We start from the raw sequence: 18,654 nt of genomic DNA, 5'->3' as shown, positions 1-18,654 counted from the left end.
TTTAGCAAATTAAAAAGATTTAATATTTTATCTTAGTAATCAGATCGATCTTCATGCGTCATTACATTAGTATCCTAACTGTTTTTATCCCAAACTGCTGGATAGGAAGTTCAAATGAAGCCGAGCCATCATTATTTTTACGCACATCAAAACTCCGTTCCACTTTACCATTTAAAGAAATCGACAAAATTTTCTTATATGGCATTGACACTTTAATAATTGCATTCTTTGAAATTCTACTGGAATTAAAAACGCGAAAATTTAAACATTTATCGCCTGATGTGACCGCAGATATATCTAAAGCACGATCTGTTGTTTCCAGCAGTGAAAAAGAAGCAAGTTTGGCATTCTCGCTAGCCACAACTTTTAGAGGCTCATTCCACGAAACGCTTTTGGCCCAAACCGCTGCTGCATCCCATGTTTGTGCATGAGGTAGCAATGCATAATGAAATTTAGATGCCCCCTTGATTTCATAGTTTCTCCACCACAGTCCCATGCCCGAATATTGAAGGGTTAACCCAAGAATCCCACGCTCATCGTAGTTGTAACTACTGGTGTGATCTGTGAAAAGTGCCATTCCACGTTGATCCTTCCCGTCGTTAACATCAACCCAATTTAGAATGACGTTATTTTTAATGCTATCCCAAGTATTAAAGTATGTATTTTTGAGTTTACTCTCCATGACATCGAAAGGCGCATTTTTATGCACTTTTTGATTTTGAAACGTGAGCGGAAAAACAGCTTGAAGCTTTAAACTATCATTGTAAAATGCTTTCTTATAATCTTTTGCATCCCAACCCTTTTGCTGAGCGTAATTTTGTCCAATCCCTGGATTGCCTTGCCAATCCACATCGGTTTGTACATCGATTAACGCCGATCCATTCACGAATGTCACCAGTTGCCTGAAAGGATGAATATTAATTTTACCATCAATTTGTATTTTAACGCAAATAGGTCCTTCTTCAATTACAGTAATCTTGGCAGGTTGGTCTTTGCTGGAGTAAAATAAACTGTCTTTGTAAAAGTACCCTCTCATCTCATTGAAAGACCTTTCACTCTTTTGATTGATGTATTCCATGTTACCCACCTTTTTGGCTAAAAGTTGAACAATGGCTCCCCCTTTAGCAGGGTCAAAGAGTACTTCATATTCCGTAGTGCTAACCTTGGTTTTGCCCTGGTATTGTGTTACCTGTTGTTGGCTTGCCTTTTTTGAAACAGCAGCCACGCCTTCTTTGATTTTATAAGAGGCGAAGCCCATGGAAGGCACATCTGCAATAAAAAGCAAGCTACCATCTGCATTTGAGACCTGGGTATTAACCCTCGCACCTTTATCGTTTATAATAGTTGGATTTTTGATGGATGATGCCACTTTGTAGCGTACCAACTCTTGGCGCCGTTGACCTACTGTATTATAAATTTTAATTGTTGTAGACCGATTTTCATTTCTTGCTCTGCTCACATAAGAAATGCTATCAGCAATCCGACCAGATTCACTTGCCCAAAAATTTACCTGCTGCGCCCAATTCCACTTTTTCTCTTTGTTGACAATATTGTATGGTACGATCCAAGAATCGTGATGTTCTGCTAGCAGCAAATTTTCCCAAGCCTTATCGAAATTTCCTGAGGTAAAAGCCCCTTTATTATGTGCCGTCTCAATAGCAAAAATTTTCTCATCCATTACAAGTTTGTTTTCAGCAAGCCTCGTCTGTTGAGCCATCTGTTGGAGGATCTGAGCGCCCCAAACCAAACTTACCTGTAAATCCTCCTGATTGAAATTCCAAGTAGTTACTTTATTTTTGTCTGCTACGTTTGCAATATAATCTGCCCAAAGCATATACTGGAAATCTTTCGGCTTACCCAACCATGGTCCGTTTTCCCAACCAGCATCTTGCAGGCACATGCCTATTGGATTAATAATTCCTTGCTTTCGAGCACTATTAATATATGTTCCACTATTATTCCATGCGGTAGTTTGCCAGGTAGATTGCTCTAGCAATTGCTCACTTTCGTACCGTGGAACGGTAAGTAAGGAAGAACCATCTGATCCGGTCCAGTTTACCAGTTCGCCACCAAAAGCTCTTGTATAACCACCCCAGCAAGTATTAGGATTTTTTAAAGAAGCATATTGAAAGCCAAAAGACTTTAATATACCAGGTAAAGCACTTGTAAAACAAGGTTCTTCTGATGAATATGTTTTGAATTCTGCTTCAGGAAAGTGTGACTTTATTTTTTTTATTCCTAATTCAAACTGTCTGATAACGGACTCGCCCTGAACATTATACAGATAACTTTGTCCGTAAGCAGGATTCACAAACTCTACCCTACCCTTATGGGATTGATCTTTAACAATTTCTTTGAAGCGGACATAATTCGACGCATCATTTTGTTTTGCAAAATCCCATGTTACGGGCTCTATCTCTAAATTAATCCTCCAAAATGGATATTGATCGAGTTTGTCTGCTATAAAGCCGGTATATTTTGTAGGATAGTGACCCCAATAGCCACCATGGTATCCATCAATGAAGAATTTATCTTGTGCATGAACGGCAAATTGTACAGTACAGCAGAAAATACCAAGAACGATGCATTTAATTCTATTCATAACTTAATGATTAAAGGTGCTATCTCCAAAATTAACCAAAATACTTAAAAGGTAACCCCTTCTATTAGGCGGCAGAATCGGTTCCCTTCGCTCTCCGTTGTAAGCATAGCGATATCCATATACCTGGTTAAATCCTAAAACATTATTAGCTGAAAAATTGATAACAATAAATTTCTTATACCAACCAGGAAGGTAACTAATACCAACACTCAAATTTTGATTATTTTGAGTGTGATCTCCTAGGAAAACCGGATTGTTAGGATTAAAATAAGTTCTACCAGAACTGAATGTATATGTAGTTGATAGTTGAGACTTTAATTTCACGAGATACTTTCTAGCTACAAGGTTAATAGTGTGTTTTGGAACATAACTCGGTGTAGCCATGCCAGGGAAGTCTATGTAGTCCCTTTTCGTGTCAACAAAGGAATATGATACATAATATTCTCCAATTTTAAGTGATTTTTTATCTCGCCAGAACAAATCAAAACCTCTTGCATACCCATAACCCAGGTTATTAAAGTTATTGATAAAAACTGGCGGGCCATAGGCTTGGAAACCTGAGTACAAAGGTGTAACAATTTTAACAAGGTTATTGTAATCTTTATAATACGCTTCAACACGTAAGCTTCGATTATTTTTGTTAAACTCATAATCAACCGCATAATTGCTGGCGTTTTCAAAACCTATCTCCGAAGTTTGGGTTAGAAAGCTATCATCAGGTTTTTGATAAAACTTACCGTAGGAAAGCGTAAACTGATTGCTCTTATCGAGATATAAGGCTAAGGAGCCGCGTGGCGATAAATTAAATTTTCTCAAATATGACGAGTATTCAGATCTTAATCCCGCCCGTAACATGATATTATTGCTTAGATAGATTTCAGCTTCAGAAAAACCAGCAGAAACAACATCAGTATAAGCTCTAGAAAGAGAAGTATATCCTTCGTTGCGCTTGCTTTGGAACTGCTCAAGACCAAAACTAAGAATAGAGCTGGAACTAAAGAATTTAGAAAGAACAACCTTCTGCTGAAATAAATCATCATTTTGAAAATACTTATCATTATTAATCTTTCCATCTTCCCTGGTACCATTATGGGCCAGGCCGGTAAATATTTTCCAGGATGGAGCGATAAAACCTGTATAATTTAAATTTACATATAAGTTATTGTTGGTATTAGTTAATAGATCTTGAGCAACCTTATTGGGGTTTACAATATTGAATGCCAAGGTAGTACCGCTATAGTCTGCAAATAATTTAACTAAGCCTGTACTTCCAACCTTTTGCTTATAATTAATCATTCCTTGATATTGTCTTGGATTTTTATCCCAGTTGATGTTTTGTTTGAATAAGGTGTTGTTGAGATCGAAGTTGTAATATTTAGCCCCGACAACCAATGAACTATTTTTGAAACGCTCTGTATGTGCAGCCCCTACCCCCAAACTAATCAGCGAGAATTCTGTTGATGTTTTCTCGGCCAGATCTTTAGTATCCAGAATGAGGGCCGATGAAAGTGCCTGACCATACTTGGCAGAATATCCACTCGTGGTAAAAGCGGTCTCTTTGAATAAGAAAGCTGAAAAACGACTTCGGGTAGCCACATCGGGTAACCTGCTGCCAAAAGGATTTTTAACCAACATGCCATCAAAAAAGGCTTTAGTTTCGTTGCTAGAACCACCTCGCACGAACAGACCTGTTTCATTTCCAGCTGGAGCCGCCCCAGGTAAAGTTTGCAATGCGCCAACAACATCGGCAACCGCACCAGCGGTTGTAGCTACTTCGAATGCATTAAGCGCAGCACCTTTTTTAATGTCGGTAACTCTTATTTTGCGCAGATTGATAGACACGCCGCTCAAGTTATTATCCTTATCTCCCAATAAAAAATCAGTTTTTATACTATCTCCTGTCAGCTGTACATGAACACTATCGTCTACATACCCTATTGCCTTACAAAGTAAAATCCGTTTAGCTTTAGCTGGCGAACTAAACCTATAATAACCTAATGTACCTGAAGATCCTCCGTCTTTCGTTCCTTTAACCACAATTGAAGCGCCAATTATTGGCTGTCCGGCTTTATCCACCACCTTTCCAGTCAATACAACCTGCCCATAGCTAAATGCATTTAGCAAAATAAAAAAAGAGAGTGTTAAAAAGTTTTTCATTTCTAGTTAGGCTGACAGGATATTTAATTGTGTGATTGTTAAGGCGGAACTGGCTCCGATGAGAGAGGCATTATCCCAAAGTTTTGTTTTTCTGACTACTAGTTGAGGAAATGATGCATGCAGTTTGGTTTCAACACGAGGCAAAAATTCTGTAGCAGCGTTGGTTATTCCACCTCCAATAACTATTGCATCTGGTAGTTCCGCTTGAACAAAGTCCTGTAGAAAATCACTTAAATTGTTGGTAAACTCATCAAAGATCTGCTCTCTTGCTTTTGTAATGATGTTACCATTAAAGAGAGATTGCACATTATCTATTTGATTGCCTGTAAGTTGAAAATATCGCTCGATAAACCAGCGAGTAGAAAGGTATTCTTCAACAATTCCATCGAGAAAAGGGCTCGATCCCCGATTGACGTCTACAGCATGCATATCAGTGCAAACGGCCGATCCCACACCAGTACCCAAAGTGATGCCTATTACTTTTCTAAAACCTTTTGCTGCACCGCTAGTGGCTTCCCCTTGTACGAAACATTTGGCATCATTAAAGAATTGTATATTCTCAGGGCGGATATTTAACTGTTCTGAGAAAATGGATCTTATATTCAGACCGTATAAGGATTCATATTTTTGCATCCCCTTAATTAGGCTTATACCATTTTCGTAGTCAAAAGGACCTGGCATTGCCACAGCAATGGATGTATCGTACTGCTCCGGATCGCCAATCGCTTTTCTGATTGTTTCCAACCAGGTAGCTAAAATTGTCTCGGCATCTGCACCAGAATCTAGCTTCCTTTCGAAATATGAATCTTGAACAATCTGATCGTTGCTAACTTTTGCAGCGGTAATGTGCGATCCGCCAACATCCACCCCCACTATTTGAGCGACCTTATTCTCCCTAATATGCATTCCGGTTTATTTGATTAGATTTTACTGAAGATTTTAAATCGTTTTAGCAAAGATAATATTTAAACTTAAAAACAAAAATTTTTCAGCTAAGATATTTTAGACTGTTGCTTCCTTAAACTATTTGCCATTTTGTTCTGTTCCCGCTGCAATTGGATTTTGTCATAAAGCTGAATATAACCAGGGTGTTCAGTGCCCATTATTCGATCCCAAAATCTAAAATACAAACCATAATTGCCCTTAAACTTACTATGATGAAGATTGTGATATACCGATGTATTAAATATTTGAAATAGCCAGGTATGCCTTAACCACAAAGGGGCAATTTCATGTCCAAGATGCCCATAGACGTTAATTACGAAACCAATCAAAACAAAAAGTATGATGGCAAATGGATGAATGGGAATAAGGAGCACAATCAAAAGAAGGACAGCACCCTCGAAGAAAGCTTCAATAATGTGAAATGAATAGGAAGCAAATGGCGATGGATTGTTTGATTTATGATGTTCCAGATGAGTGTACTTGAAAATCTTCGGATGATGGAGCAGATAATGCATCCAATAGAAATAAGTATCATGAATGACTAAAGCCAGCAGCACACTCATAAAAAACCATAATTTTGAATGGAAGCGAATATCGGTGTAGATCAGTGTTTGACTTTTAAAATCTGTATGAAATATCAACAATCCGATTGTAGAGAGTACTATGGTAGTAAAAAGTGAGTTCACTACCTCATTTAAAATGGTTGAACTTTTTGCATGGTTTGCTTGAATTTTATTACTAGCGAAAGACTTAGGAAAAAATTTATAGAAAAACAGAAAAAATGCTCCGGCAATAAGAAAATATCTGATAACCGAAAAACTAAGTATTTTGATGAAAGTGTGTAGTATAAAATCCATATGATAATTTAACTAAGGCTTTGCTTTACCTTTTCCAATAATAACTTTGTTGCCAAAATTCCGTCGTGCTCACTTTTAGAATTTCCTTCCCATTCGATACCTACTATACCTCTAAATCCCGATTTCTTTATCATTTTAAACAATCGCACATAATCAATGTTAGGCTCGTAACCCCCGCTATCGAAATTAAATGTTTTCGCACTTATCCCTTTTGCATAGGGCAGCATTTCGGCTACTCCTTTGTACAGATCGTAAGTTTCCGTATCGCTAATTTTAAAATTGCCAAAATCTGGCAGCGTTCCACAATAGTTATCGTCTACCCTTTTCATCACATTAGCAATCCAGGCGCCGTTCGATGAGTACCCTCCATGGTTTTCTACAATAATCGAAATACCTTGTGCTTTAGCATACTTTGTTAGCGAACTCAATCCCTTTACTACTGCATCCTGTACTTCGTTGATAGGACCATTTCCGCTTGCGTTCACCCTGATTTTATCACAGCCTAAATACTTTGCGGCATCTACCCACTTATAATGATTTACTACAGCAGCGTTACGTTTTTCCTCGCTGAGATCGCCTAAATCTCCTTCACCATCAACCATGATTAGATGATTTCTAACCCCAAGATCATCAGTTCGCATTTTTAGCTCAGATAGGTAATTTTTGTTGGTTTCTTGCTTTTTGAAGAAGATGCTTACATATTCGACAATGTCGATATCAAATTCTCGTTTCGCTTTGGCAGGAAAATCTAAATTTGTTAAGATACCTTTAAATAACGATGCCTGAAGAGACCATTGAGCAAGTGAAATCTGAAACAACGGCGCCTTATCAAAACCTAACACGGACTTTGGAAACAGCATGCTTGTCCCACTGGCAATTGAAAGGGTAGACAAATTTTTTAGGAATTCCCGTCTGTTATTACTCATAATAATTTGGTTAGCTACTTATAAACGGTTTGATAATAAGTAGTTTTGGTTTTCAGCATTATAAAAGATACAAACTAATTGGTTATTTATATGGCCAATATATAAATTTTATAAATCGTTTTAGCAAAAATCCGATTTTTTTTTCACACCTGAATCCTTCATTCATCATTTTTAGTTTACGAAAGTGCATCTTATAAGATCTCTTAGAGTGTTTTTATAAAAAGAAATCGAAAATTTAAAGAAATAATTTGCTAAAACGATTTATTTTGACAACTTCGTGAAACCATTTTATTATGAGAAACTCTTTTTTTTGTATTATCCTACTGCTGTTTATTCAGTCTGCTAATGCGCAAACCAATAAGCCTGTACAGTATGTTACGATAACGGCGGGCGTTAGCACGGCTTCTTACGGGCAGCTAGATCCTTTTACCCCTTATGCTTTTTGCGATGCGAAACCGCAAACAGCTGCTATTGAAAAACTTCCAAAAGGTAAAATTCCTTTTTCACTTGCAGATATACGTATAACCGTTAATGACCGCGGAACAATTGTAGAAATACCCTTGGCAGACGATGAGGAACTCTATGGTTTTGGTCTCCAGATTGGTTCATTCAAACAAAAAGGCTTGCGTAAAAAACCAATTGTGAATGATAACCCATCCAACGATCTTGGATACACGCATGCCCCATCAACTTTTTATGTGTCTACAAAAGGATATGGCATATTGGTTAATACTTCAAGATATACGACTTTCTATTGCGGCACAACCAATCCGCTAAAAGGAGATATCAATTCTAAATCGTCAAATTTTGGGGGCTCAAATTCTGTAGAAGGACTCTACCAAAACCGCCAACCCGCATCAGGATATGTTGTAGCTGATGTTCCGGGAGCTAAAGGCGTAGAAGTGTTTATATTTGAAGGTCCGGATATGCTTACCGCATTGCAACGTTATAACCTTTTCTCGGGAGGAGGCGCATTGCCACCAATATGGTCGCTAGGGGTCAAATATCGGATGGATGCAAATTTTAATCAAAGCCAAGTCGGAAAGCTCGCTGATTACTTCAGACAGAACCACATCCCTTGCGATGTTATTGGTTTAGAGCCAAAATGGCAAACTACAGCTTATTCTTGTTCTTACGTATGGAATGAAAAATATTTCCCATCTCCCAACCTATTGATCGATAGTTTAGCAAATAAAGGTTTTAGATTAAATTTGTGGGAACACGCATTCGTAAATCCAAGTTCGCCGCTTTACCCAACTTTAAAGAACCGTGCGGGTAACTACCTTGTATGGAATGGTTTAGTCCCTGATTTCGCTGATAAAAATACTAGTGGATTGTTTGCAGACTATCACAAGCGTGTGTTTGTTGATAACGGAATTGCTGGTTTTAAACTTGATGAGTGCGACAACTCAAACCTAAGTTATGGAAGTGCTACCTGGAGTTTTCCTGAGCATAGTCGTTTCCCATCTGGTATAGATGGAGAGCAAATGCACCAGCTATTTGGGGTACTCTATCAAAAGAGTATTTTAGGAATTTACAGAACAGCCAATAAACGAACACTGCTCGATGTTAGGTCATCGAACGCGTTTGCCTCCTCCTACCCTGCTGCAATTTATAGCGATATATATGGGCATAAAGATTATATTGATATGATTGCCAATTCTGGATTTGCTGGACTAATCTGGTCGCCTGAGGTAAGAGAGTCTGGGTCTGTAGCAGATTTAATGAGAAGAAGTCAGACAGCGGTATTGTCTGCACAAACCTTATACAACGCTTGGTATTTGCAAAATCCACCATGGTTGCAGATTGATAAAGCTAAGAACAACAACGGTGAGCTGATGAGCAATGCCAAGCAAGTTGAAGATGATATTAGAACGCTACTTAATTTTAGAATGAGTTTAATCCCCTACTTGTATACCGCTTTTTCCGCATATCATCTAAATGGTATACCGCCGTTCAGGGCACTTGTGGTAGACTATCCTAATGATAAGGAGACCTATGGCATCTCTGACCAGTACATGATTGGGCAAGACCTTTTAGCGGCGCCCCTAACAGAGCGCAGTGATGAAAGAAGTGTATACTTACCAAAGGGTAATTGGTTTGATTTCAATACTAACAAGAAATACGAAGGCGGAAAGACTTATAAGGTGAAATTCGGATACACCGACTTACCCCTGTTTGTTAAAGAGGGTACAATACTCCCGCTTGCCAAACCCGTAGAATTTATTAAACCTGGCACTCCATTCGAAATTAATTGCAAAGTTTATGGAGACAACCCAAGGAAAACAATTTTATTTGAAGACGATGGTTTAACTTTCAACTACGAAAAAGGTATTTATGATGCTTTACACCTAGAATATGCTAAAGGTAAAGGTTTTACAAAGCGAGAAGGGAAAAACGTTAAAGCACTGTATAACGTAAAGTCATGGCAGAAAATTGATTAATTTTTGTATAGTTATAAATTTAAGAATTAGCAGATAAATTAAATTAAAATGATTTTAAAGAATAGTTTGAAATTTGGTAGTGCGTTATTGTTATGCCTAACCTTAAGCGCTCAAGCGCAAGAAACACCCGAACAAAAAAGGGCTAAAGATTGGGAAAACTTTCAAAAAATGCTTGAAGAAAGATATCACAAAGACTGGGCGTGGAAAAACCGTTACAAAGGAGATAATGCCAAGCTAACTGCACCGAAATCTGAAAAGCGTATCATCTTTCTTGGAAATTCAATCACGGAGGGATGGATTAATACCGACGCTGATTTTTTCAAGGGTAAACCTTACGTAAATCGAGGTATTGGAGGACAAACTACACCTCAAATGTTAGTAAGGTTTAGGCAAGATGTAATTGAATTGAAACCAGCAGTAGTAGTTATTTTAGCAGGTATTAATGACATCGCTGAGAATACTGGTCCATCAACAACGGCAGAAATTGCCGGAAATATCTTCTCGATGGCAGAGTTGGCAAAAGCGCATGGCATTAAAACAATTCTATCATCGGTGTTGCCAGCACGTGCCTTCCCGTGGAATTTGAAGATAGATCCCAGGGATTCAATCACCAAGCTTAATGGCTTATTGAAGGCTTATGCGATAAAAAACAAGCTTCAGTATATCGACTACTATAGCAAAATGGTAAATGAGGAACATGGCATGAAGGGAGATTTAGCTAGCGATGGCGTTCACCCTAACCTGGCGGGCTATAAAATTATGGAACCTTTAGCAGAAGAGAAAATAAAGGTAGCAATTGGTAGTAAGTAAGGTAGCGTTAACGAAAATCTTTTCCAGATTGATAAAATGTTAACGCTGAAATATCACTACAAAACAAGAGCCTGATCATTATCAATGATTCAGGCTCTATTTGTTTAGGCTCATGCTAAAACCGCCTAATTACTCTTCACAAGTTTAATCTGGTGCTTAACTGGTTTATTCATCGAATAGATTTCGTCTGTTAGTTTATCCATCTTATCTTGAAGGGCTTTTCTGTAGGCTGGTGCACTTGCTTTTTCATAAAAGTCATTGTTAATCCAACCATTTGTTTTTTTCAAATCACGCATTTTGGCCCATGATTCTGGACTGTTATCATTTGTTATACCATTAGGTCTGGCGAAATTATAAACCTGCACGGCGTAGTCTCTTGTTTCGCGTTCTGCAGCCCCTCGCTCCTCATTTTTCTTAAGAATTTCCATCGCCTGTAGGTATTGTGGTGTAGTTTTTATTGCTGCAAGGTTTACACCCTTTACAAGTTCTTCTGAGTTAAAACTACCAACACTTTGCCCATCAATCAATAGGTTATATTTACCAGCGCTTAAATTCTTAACTTTAACAATTTCTTGATTCAAATCTTCCATAAAGGGAATGAGTGTTAAGGCAAAAGCAGCAGTTTGTTTATCTCCGTTATGTTTAGTTTCATCTATTGGAAATGGTAAAGCTTTGGCGAGATAATCGAAACTAATGCTATTTTTATCTCCTTTAATATTGCTGATGGTACAATTAACCTGTGCAAGTGCTTTCTTACCTTTTGCATCTACTGCGAAATCTGCCACAGGTACGCCTTTCAGTCCTTGATCTTTGAGGTAAAGGTAAGCCCAAACCAGGTGCCCATAAGATTCTGGGTGAATTCGATCTCCACTACCGCTTAACGTAAAATTTGTATCACGTTGCTGATACTTCTTATTAAGCAAATCCATAGGGTGATAAATATCTATGTAATTCCAATTATTCGCTTTCGCCGCATTCTCCTGAAGCTTAACAATCCGCTCGAAGGTGGCTGGTTTAGCGGGAAATACATTATTCTTTATGATTTTCGTATTCAAATCATAAGGAGAACCCGACATTAAGATTTTCTGAATTTCGGGGTGTGCTTTGAGTTTTGCCTCAACCAACCTGAAAGCACTGTCACATTGATAAAACAATTTATCTGAAACTTTTGCGGGGTCTGCCATCATGTATTGGAAATAGCCAGAATCATTCATTCCAAAAGAAAGATTAATAATGTTTGGTTTCTTTGAAAAGATATCTTCTTCCAATCTATTATTGATGTTGGCAATAATATCTCCACCAACACCACCATTTAAAATGGTGAAACGAAGGTTTGGAAATCGTGTCATGTAATAGAGCCAGATGTAGTTATGGTATCTACCTCCGTGTGTAATACTGTTTCCCAAAAACATCACCCTATCATTGGGCTTAAATATTTTTTTCGAATAATCGACCTCGCTAATCGATTTTTGACCTTTTTTCTCTTGTCCCGCTGCTGAAAAACCCAGGTAAGACATCAGGAATGCTACAAGAAGCAGTTTTTTTAATAACGCTGATTGCGTACAAAATTGCATAGAATTAAATGGTTTAGAAATTTCTTTATAAGACATAACAATATGGTTAGAACTCAAATTTACAAAATAAATCGATTTAGCAAAATGAGATTTTGATATATGCCCGAAATTTTTACACTTTGATTTTTGTTCAATTTATTTTTGTGGTTTTGATTAATCCGCTGGGTATGCACGATGGCTTTTGAACACCACAAATACCTAAATAAAAGTCAAGAATTTAAGCCGCTTGACTCTCAAAAAAGCATCCAATTGATTGCGCAGCAATCGAAATAATGCACCTAAGGTAAATTGAAGACATTAGTAATTAAAGATTAATCCTCCTATTTCTGATTTACTACTTCTGAAATCCACTCTTTATATTTTTTTGTTAATCGATCTACAATATCTGGATGCTTCCCCGCAAGGTTAATTTTTTCGACGCTATCTGTTTTAAGATCAATCAACATGAATTTATTTTCATCTAGCTCAGTAGGTTTCGATTGTAGGGGATTATGCAATAATTTCCAGTTGCCTTCTCTAACAGCCCATTGCGGATTTTCTTTCGAACCTAAGCACTGCCAAAAGAAATCGGCGTATGGAGATTTTTCATCTGCCGAAGCGATCAGTCTGACGATGCTATGTCCGTCGATTTTTCTATTCGGAAGCGGGATGTTGCAATATTCTGCCAGCGTTGGGAACCAGTCAATATTCGCTGCGAATTGCGTGCGAACCGCATTTTCTGGAATATGCCCAGGCCAGCTTATAAAAGCTGGAACCCTGATACCTCCTTCAAACAGGCTCTCTTTCGAACCCCTATATGGTGCTGCAGAACCACCTCCTCCAAAAGTTCTATCCTCAGTTGAAAACCCTTGGTCATCTTGAAATACGATGATGGTATTCTTAGTTAAACCCAGATCGTCTAATTTCTTCAGCAGAGCACCAATTTTATCATCTAATGTGGATACATATGCAGCATAAATTCTTCTGGGCATGGGCAAGTCCTTATAAAATTCGAGCCATTTCACTTCTGGCTGTAGTGGATAGTGTGGTAAGTTTATAGCAAAGTACATTAAAAAGGGATCTTTTTTGTTCTGTTCCATGAACTTACTCGCCTCATCAACCATCAGATCAGGGAAATACTTTCCAGGCTCATACACTTCTACTCCATTTCGCCAAAGATCGTGCTGATTGGGACCTCCCCAATAATAAAAATGAGAATAGTTATCGATGCAGCCACCCATAAATCCAAATGAATATTCAAATCCTTGAGCATTAGGCATAGTTTCTTTTGTATAGCCAACATGCCATTTGCCAATGTGTGCGGTTTTATATCCCCCGTCTCTAAACATCTCAGCAATAGTATATTGATGACCAGGCATACCACCCCAACCATAAATGTTTCCCGCATTCCCGGTTAAGCCCGCTCTTTGCGGGTGCCTGCCCGTGAGCAGAGATGCTCTTGATGGTGAACAAACCGCAGATGTAGCATAAAACTGAGTGAAGCGTGTTCCACGCTTGGCCAGTTTATCCATATTTGGTGTGTTGAGGTCTTTTGAACCATAGAGATTGATGTCTGCATACCCTTGGTCATCGGTATATATGATAATGACATTAGGGTGGTTAGCGCCTAGTTTGGCACTCTTTTGCGCCGCAGACGGTTTGAACTGGCCAAGAATGGCCAAAATAATCATTAAAATTTTTCTTCTCATTTGATCTGGTTTCTAAATACTATCTTAATGTGGCCTATTTATTTAATGAAACTAATTTAACCTGATGGGTATTTGGTTTGTTAATAAGGTATATTTGATCTGTTAAAAGCCAATTTGTTTTTTGACGGTCTTATCAGAAATGTTTAATTGTTCAGCGATTTCTTTTTGCGATAATCCGTTCTCTCTGCTCATTTGGAATACTAATTTCATGCGTGGAGGGAGTTCATCTACACCTTTCTGAATCAGGTGATTCAAATCTTTATCTCTAATCACCTGATCTGTTTGATAAACTCCCTTATCTAGAAAGGCCTGCAAGGAGTCTAAATAATTAGTTTTTAATTTTTCCTTGGCAATTAGGTCAAAAATTTTGAATCTAACAGCTGCGTGAAGGTACGATGCCAATGATGATCTTATGTTTAGTGTTGACGCCCTTGCCCAGATGGAAATGAAAACCTCCTGAACAACATCTTCCCTATTCTCACTAGCGAGGTCAAATTTCATCGTATACGCATATAAAGCAGCCCAGTGACGTTCGTAAATTCAGTAAAAGCCTTCCGATCGTGTTGAGATAACAAGATTAGTAAATCACAATCCGGTAATTCAGCGTATGCTTTCATAGGCATGGATGATGACCACCGTAGTAAACGGTAGTATCATTACAAGTTTATACTGGTTATTTGTTTGCTAAAACAATTTATTGCGTTGTAAATATAGATATTAAATCGTCCAATTTTTAGAATTTGATCTTTGTATTTGGATTTTGGGGCGTTTTAACATCATATTTGCTCTAAATTTGTTCAGATGTGCTGCAGATACGGAAAATCTGAAATTTAAATAGCTAAAATGATTTAGCGTGATAATGGTTTTGTCTATCTAGATTTCAAGTAAAGAAGAACTGAATATCTAATTTGGTTGAATAAGTGGGGCATGTTATGCGAAGTTAAGTCTTAAAAAAACATGACTATAAATGTATCTTGACGCATGAGTTAGCATCTTCATTGTAAGTTACTAGCTTTTGTAGTATAATAATTGCCGATAGTTTTTCTGGTATCTTAGTTATAAGATGATTAGTCTCATACGCTAGGTTGCAACCATGAAGGTGTAAGGCTACCTTACACACAAAAATTCCGATCATCATTCGGTTGCTGTATTATTTACATATTTGTTTCGGGAGGTATAACTTAGAACGTATTCACGCAGAGCACATTCTGGTATAGGAGTTTAAAAGAATTTGGTTTTTTATTGTATTATAGTTTGCGCAGTTTGTTTCCCGCGGATTTCACGGATTAACGCAGAGCAAGTGTTGGTATAGGCGTTTAAAAGAGTTTGGTTTTTCGTTCTATCGTAGTTTGCGCAGTTTGTTTCCCACGGATTTCACAGATTAACGCAGAGCACATGCTGTTATAGGCGTTTAAAAGAATTTGATTTTTATTCTATAGTTGTTTGATGTGTACTTCCCCAGTGTTTCACTGATTTTGCGCAGGGCGTATGTTTGCACAGGAAATGATGAATTGCCTGGTTTTTCTTTTCCTGTTATTAGCAAAGTTTATTTTTCTAAAAACCAGCGAATTAACTCCGGCACAAAGTGAGGTATGACCAAAGCTAAATAGTTAGGGCCTAGCTGATCCTAAATTAGTTTCCCACTCATGCTTTTTTTGTGGCTTTCAAGGGTTAATGCAGAAGGTAGCGTTAAAATAATGAAATACTTTGAGGGGTGGGAAGCACCAAAAGCATTGCGGGTGTAAATGATTCAAACCCGAATGGTGCGGAAATACTTTTTGTAGCACCAGAAAGCCCAGGCATTTTTTTTATGCCTGGGCGGTTAGTTTTTTACTGCCTTTAACAAAAAGATTGCAGCCAATGCGGGACTGCTGTAACAAAAGCACCACTGCCACTGATTTTCTGATGTTATTATAACGAATACATGCTAATAACCATTCTTGAAGCACCTAAATTGGAGTATTCAAAGGATATCAAGTTGAAGATATCCTTTGTTTTCTCTTAAATGCTTAAGCCAGATCGAATCGATCAGCATTCATTATTTTATTCCAAGCCTTCACGAAGTCTTTAACGAACTTATCCTGGCCATCTGCGCTGGCGTAAACCTCGGCAATAGCCCTTAACTCTGCATTAGATCCGAAAACTAAATCTGCACGTGTGGCAGTCCATTTTGGTTGCCCTGTTTTGCGGTCAGTGCCCAGATATGTTTCCTTATCGTTGCCAGTTGCTTTCCAGCTGGTATTCATATCGAGCAAATTGGTAAAGAAATGGTTTGTTAATTTACCAGGAGTCTGTGTGAATACGCCGTTTTTGGATTGATCGAAATTAGTATCTAAAACCCGAAGCCCGCCTACTAATACGGTGAGCTCGGGTGCAGTTAGGTTAAGTAATTGCGCTTTATCTATTAAAAGTTCTTCGGTAGATACCGAACTGCGTGTTTTGCGGTAATTCCTGAAACCATCTGCCTGCGGCTCTAGGAAGCTAAAAGAAGTAATATCTGTTTGTGACTGGCTGGCATCCATTCGGCCCGGATTAAATGGGATGGAAATTTGATGACCGGCGGCTTCAGCCGCTTGTGCTATGCCAACATTACCAGCAAGTACAATTAGGTCGGCCATGGAAATTTGCTTGCCGTCTGCCTGAGCATTGTTAAAATTTGACTGCACGTTTTCTAAGGCACTTAAAACCCGTTGCAGTTGTTTAGGATTGTTCGCTTCCCAATCTTTCTGTGGCGCCAAACGAATGCGGGCACCGTTTGCTCCGCCGCGTTTATCAGACCCTCGAAAAGTTGATGCCGAAGCCCAGGCTGTAGAAACAAGTTCTGCTATGCTTAAACCTGAAGACAAGATTGCAGATTTTAAGGTAGCAACGTCCTCATCGTTTACTAATGGGTGATTTACTGCAGGAATGGGATCTTGCCACAACAATTCTTCTTGCGGTATTTCGGGGCCAAGATAACGGGCAATCGGTCCCATATCTCGGTGGGTAAGTTTAAACCAGGCTTTTGCAAAAGCATCAGCAAAGGCATCCGGATTTTCTAGGAAATGTCTTGAAATTTTTTCGTAAGCGGGATCGAAACGTAAAGATAAATCTGTAGTGAGCATGGTAGGCAAATGCTTTTTATTCACATCAAAAGCATCTGGAATAATAGCGTCCGCATTTTTGGCGACCCATTGATGGGCACCGGCCGGACTTTTACTGAGTTCCCACTCAAAAGCGAACAGGTTTTCGAAAAAATTGTTGCTCCATTGGGTTGGTGTGGTAGTCCAGGTTACTTCTAAACCACTGGTAATGGCATCTGCGCCCTTACCCGACCCATAAGAATTTTCCCATCCCATACCCTGACTTTCTATTCCCGCTGCTTCTGGTTCTTTGCCTACATGATCTGCAGATGCAGCACCATGGGTTTTACCAAAGGTGTGTCCGCCTGCAATTAAAGCTACCGTTTCCTCATCGTTCATGGCCATGCGACCAAAAGTATCACGAATATCTTTCGCGGCAAGAACCGGATCGGGATTACCATCTGGCCCTTCAGGGTTAACGTAAATTAAACCCATTTGTACAGCAGCTAGTGGTTTTTCTAAGTTCCGGGTGTGTATATCGCCATCGGCATCATCATCACTTACCAATACGCCATGTTCCTTACCTGCACCATCGGATCCATGGGCATAACGAACATCTCCTCCTAACCAGGTAGTTTCTGCGCCCCAGTATACCGATTCATCCGCTTCCCATACATCTTCCCTTCCACCGGCAAACCCGAAGGTTTTGAAACCCATCGACTCTAACGCAACATTTCCTGAAAGCACCATTAAATCGGCCCATGAAATTTTATTCCCATATTTTTGCTTAATTGGCCAAAGTAATCTTCTAGCCTTATCGAGACTTACATTGTCTGGCCAACTATTTAAGGGTGCAAAGCGCTGTAGACCTGCTCCAGCACCACCTCTCCCATCGCCTACGCGGTATGTACCGGCACTATGCCAAGCTAAGCGAATAAATAAACCACCATAATGGCCAAAATCAGCCGGCCACCAATCTTGAGAATCCGTCATTAAGGCTTGCAGATCTTGTTTCAGTGCATTAAAATCTAATGTATTAAAGGCTTTAGCGTAATCGAAATCTGGATCTAAGGGATTAGATAGGTTAGAATTTTGCCTCAGCATATTTGTTTTAAGCTGGTTAGGCCACCAGTCGCGGTTTCTAGTGCCGCTCCCAGCAATTCCTTGTTTCATACTTCCATTGTGAAATGGACATTTGCTGATATCATTTGAATTATCTTCCATTACTGCTGTAATTAGTTATACAATTGTTTTAGGTATTAGAATTGTTATTCGTAAAGATAGGTGTTAAGTAAATTAAATCACAATCGATTAATTTGATGATGAAATAGGCAAAATCTATTATGAATAATGATGATATAGAAATCGGTAATTTGCAGCTAGCTATTAATCCTAATCCAATCCTCAATTTTACAAATTGTGCATATCATCTATCTATATATGGCTAATCATTCGTCTATACGTCTCAATTGTTCGATGTTATATCTCATTCTGATATCTTTTTATACACCTCGGGCAAATAATTGATTTTGGTCAAATTTGCATCCTGGCATTTTTATCAAGAGGTTATATATTTGTTGTGCTAACCA

General features: G+C 38.6%; 11 protein-coding genes. 2 read left to right on the top strand and 9 right to left on the bottom strand.

From position 1 onward, the window contains the following. Window positions 1-61 precede the first annotated feature (61 nt). The 5 genes from OQ268_RS06135 to OQ268_RS06115 form a co-directional block, all read right to left on the bottom strand. The gene (locus tag OQ268_RS06135; protein WP_265855233.1) at window positions 62-2,602 is read right to left on the bottom strand and encodes a glycoside hydrolase family 38 C-terminal domain-containing protein; all 2,541 of its coding nucleotides are present in this window, start codon (window positions 2,600-2,602) and stop codon (window positions 62-64) included. 3 nt (window positions 2,603-2,605) lie between these two features. Then, entirely contained in the window at window positions 2,606-4,759 is a 2,154-nt protein-coding gene (locus tag OQ268_RS06130) for a TonB-dependent receptor (protein ID WP_265855232.1), read from the bottom strand. Between the two features lie 6 nt (window positions 4,760-4,765). Continuing rightward, on the bottom strand, window positions 4,766-5,665 hold the full coding sequence (locus OQ268_RS06125; RefSeq protein ID WP_265855231.1) for an ROK family protein: 900 nt from the start codon (window positions 5,663-5,665) through the stop codon (window positions 4,766-4,768). Window positions 5,666-5,751: 86 nt separating this feature from the next. Continuing rightward, a complete protein-coding gene (locus OQ268_RS06120) occupies window positions 5,752-6,561 on the bottom strand; it encodes a sterol desaturase family protein (RefSeq protein ID WP_265855230.1) in 810 nt (269 codons plus the stop codon). Between the two features lie 8 nt (window positions 6,562-6,569). Beyond that, window positions 6,570-7,487, bottom strand: a complete 918-nt coding sequence (locus tag OQ268_RS06115; RefSeq protein ID WP_265855229.1) for a sugar phosphate isomerase/epimerase family protein — start codon at window positions 7,485-7,487, stop codon at window positions 6,570-6,572. Window positions 7,488-7,780: 293 nt separating this feature from the next. Here OQ268_RS06115 and OQ268_RS06110 point away from each other — a divergent pair, with 293 nt between their 5' ends. Further along, window positions 7,781-9,931 carry a glycoside hydrolase family 31 protein gene (locus OQ268_RS06110; RefSeq protein ID WP_265855228.1) on the top strand — a complete coding sequence of 717 codons (2,151 nt, stop codon included), beginning with the start codon at window positions 7,781-7,783 and terminating at the stop codon, window positions 9,929-9,931. Window positions 9,932-9,979: 48 nt separating this feature from the next. Then, a complete protein-coding gene (locus tag OQ268_RS06105) occupies window positions 9,980-10,741 on the top strand; it encodes an SGNH/GDSL hydrolase family protein (protein WP_265855227.1) in 762 nt (253 codons plus the stop codon). Between the two features lie 125 nt (window positions 10,742-10,866). On the opposite strand, the gene OQ268_RS06100 is transcribed toward OQ268_RS06105, so the two are convergent. The 4 genes from OQ268_RS06100 to katG form a co-directional block, all read right to left on the bottom strand. Beyond that, window positions 10,867-12,351, bottom strand: a complete 1,485-nt coding sequence (locus tag OQ268_RS06100; protein WP_265855226.1) for an SGNH/GDSL hydrolase family protein — start codon at window positions 12,349-12,351, stop codon at window positions 10,867-10,869. 284 nt (window positions 12,352-12,635) lie between these two features. Beyond that, a complete protein-coding gene (locus OQ268_RS06095; protein WP_265855225.1) occupies window positions 12,636-14,003 on the bottom strand; it encodes a sulfatase-like hydrolase/transferase in 1,368 nt (455 codons plus the stop codon). Window positions 14,004-14,105: 102 nt separating this feature from the next. Further along, window positions 14,106-14,543, bottom strand: coding sequence for a sigma-70 family RNA polymerase sigma factor (locus tag OQ268_RS06090; RefSeq protein ID WP_265855706.1), 438 nt, complete (start codon window positions 14,541-14,543; stop codon window positions 14,106-14,108). 1,469 nt (window positions 14,544-16,012) lie between these two features. Next, entirely contained in the window at window positions 16,013-18,289 is a 2,277-nt protein-coding gene (gene katG / locus OQ268_RS06085) for a catalase/peroxidase HPI (RefSeq protein WP_265855224.1), read from the bottom strand. Window positions 18,290-18,654 lie beyond the last annotated feature (365 nt).

This window comes from Pedobacter sandarakinus (genome assembly GCF_026240095.1).
In the GTDB taxonomy this organism is placed as follows: domain Bacteria; phylum Bacteroidota; class Bacteroidia; order Sphingobacteriales; family Sphingobacteriaceae; genus Pedobacter; species Pedobacter sandarakinus.
This window is presented reverse-complemented; position numbering and strand designations above follow the sequence as displayed.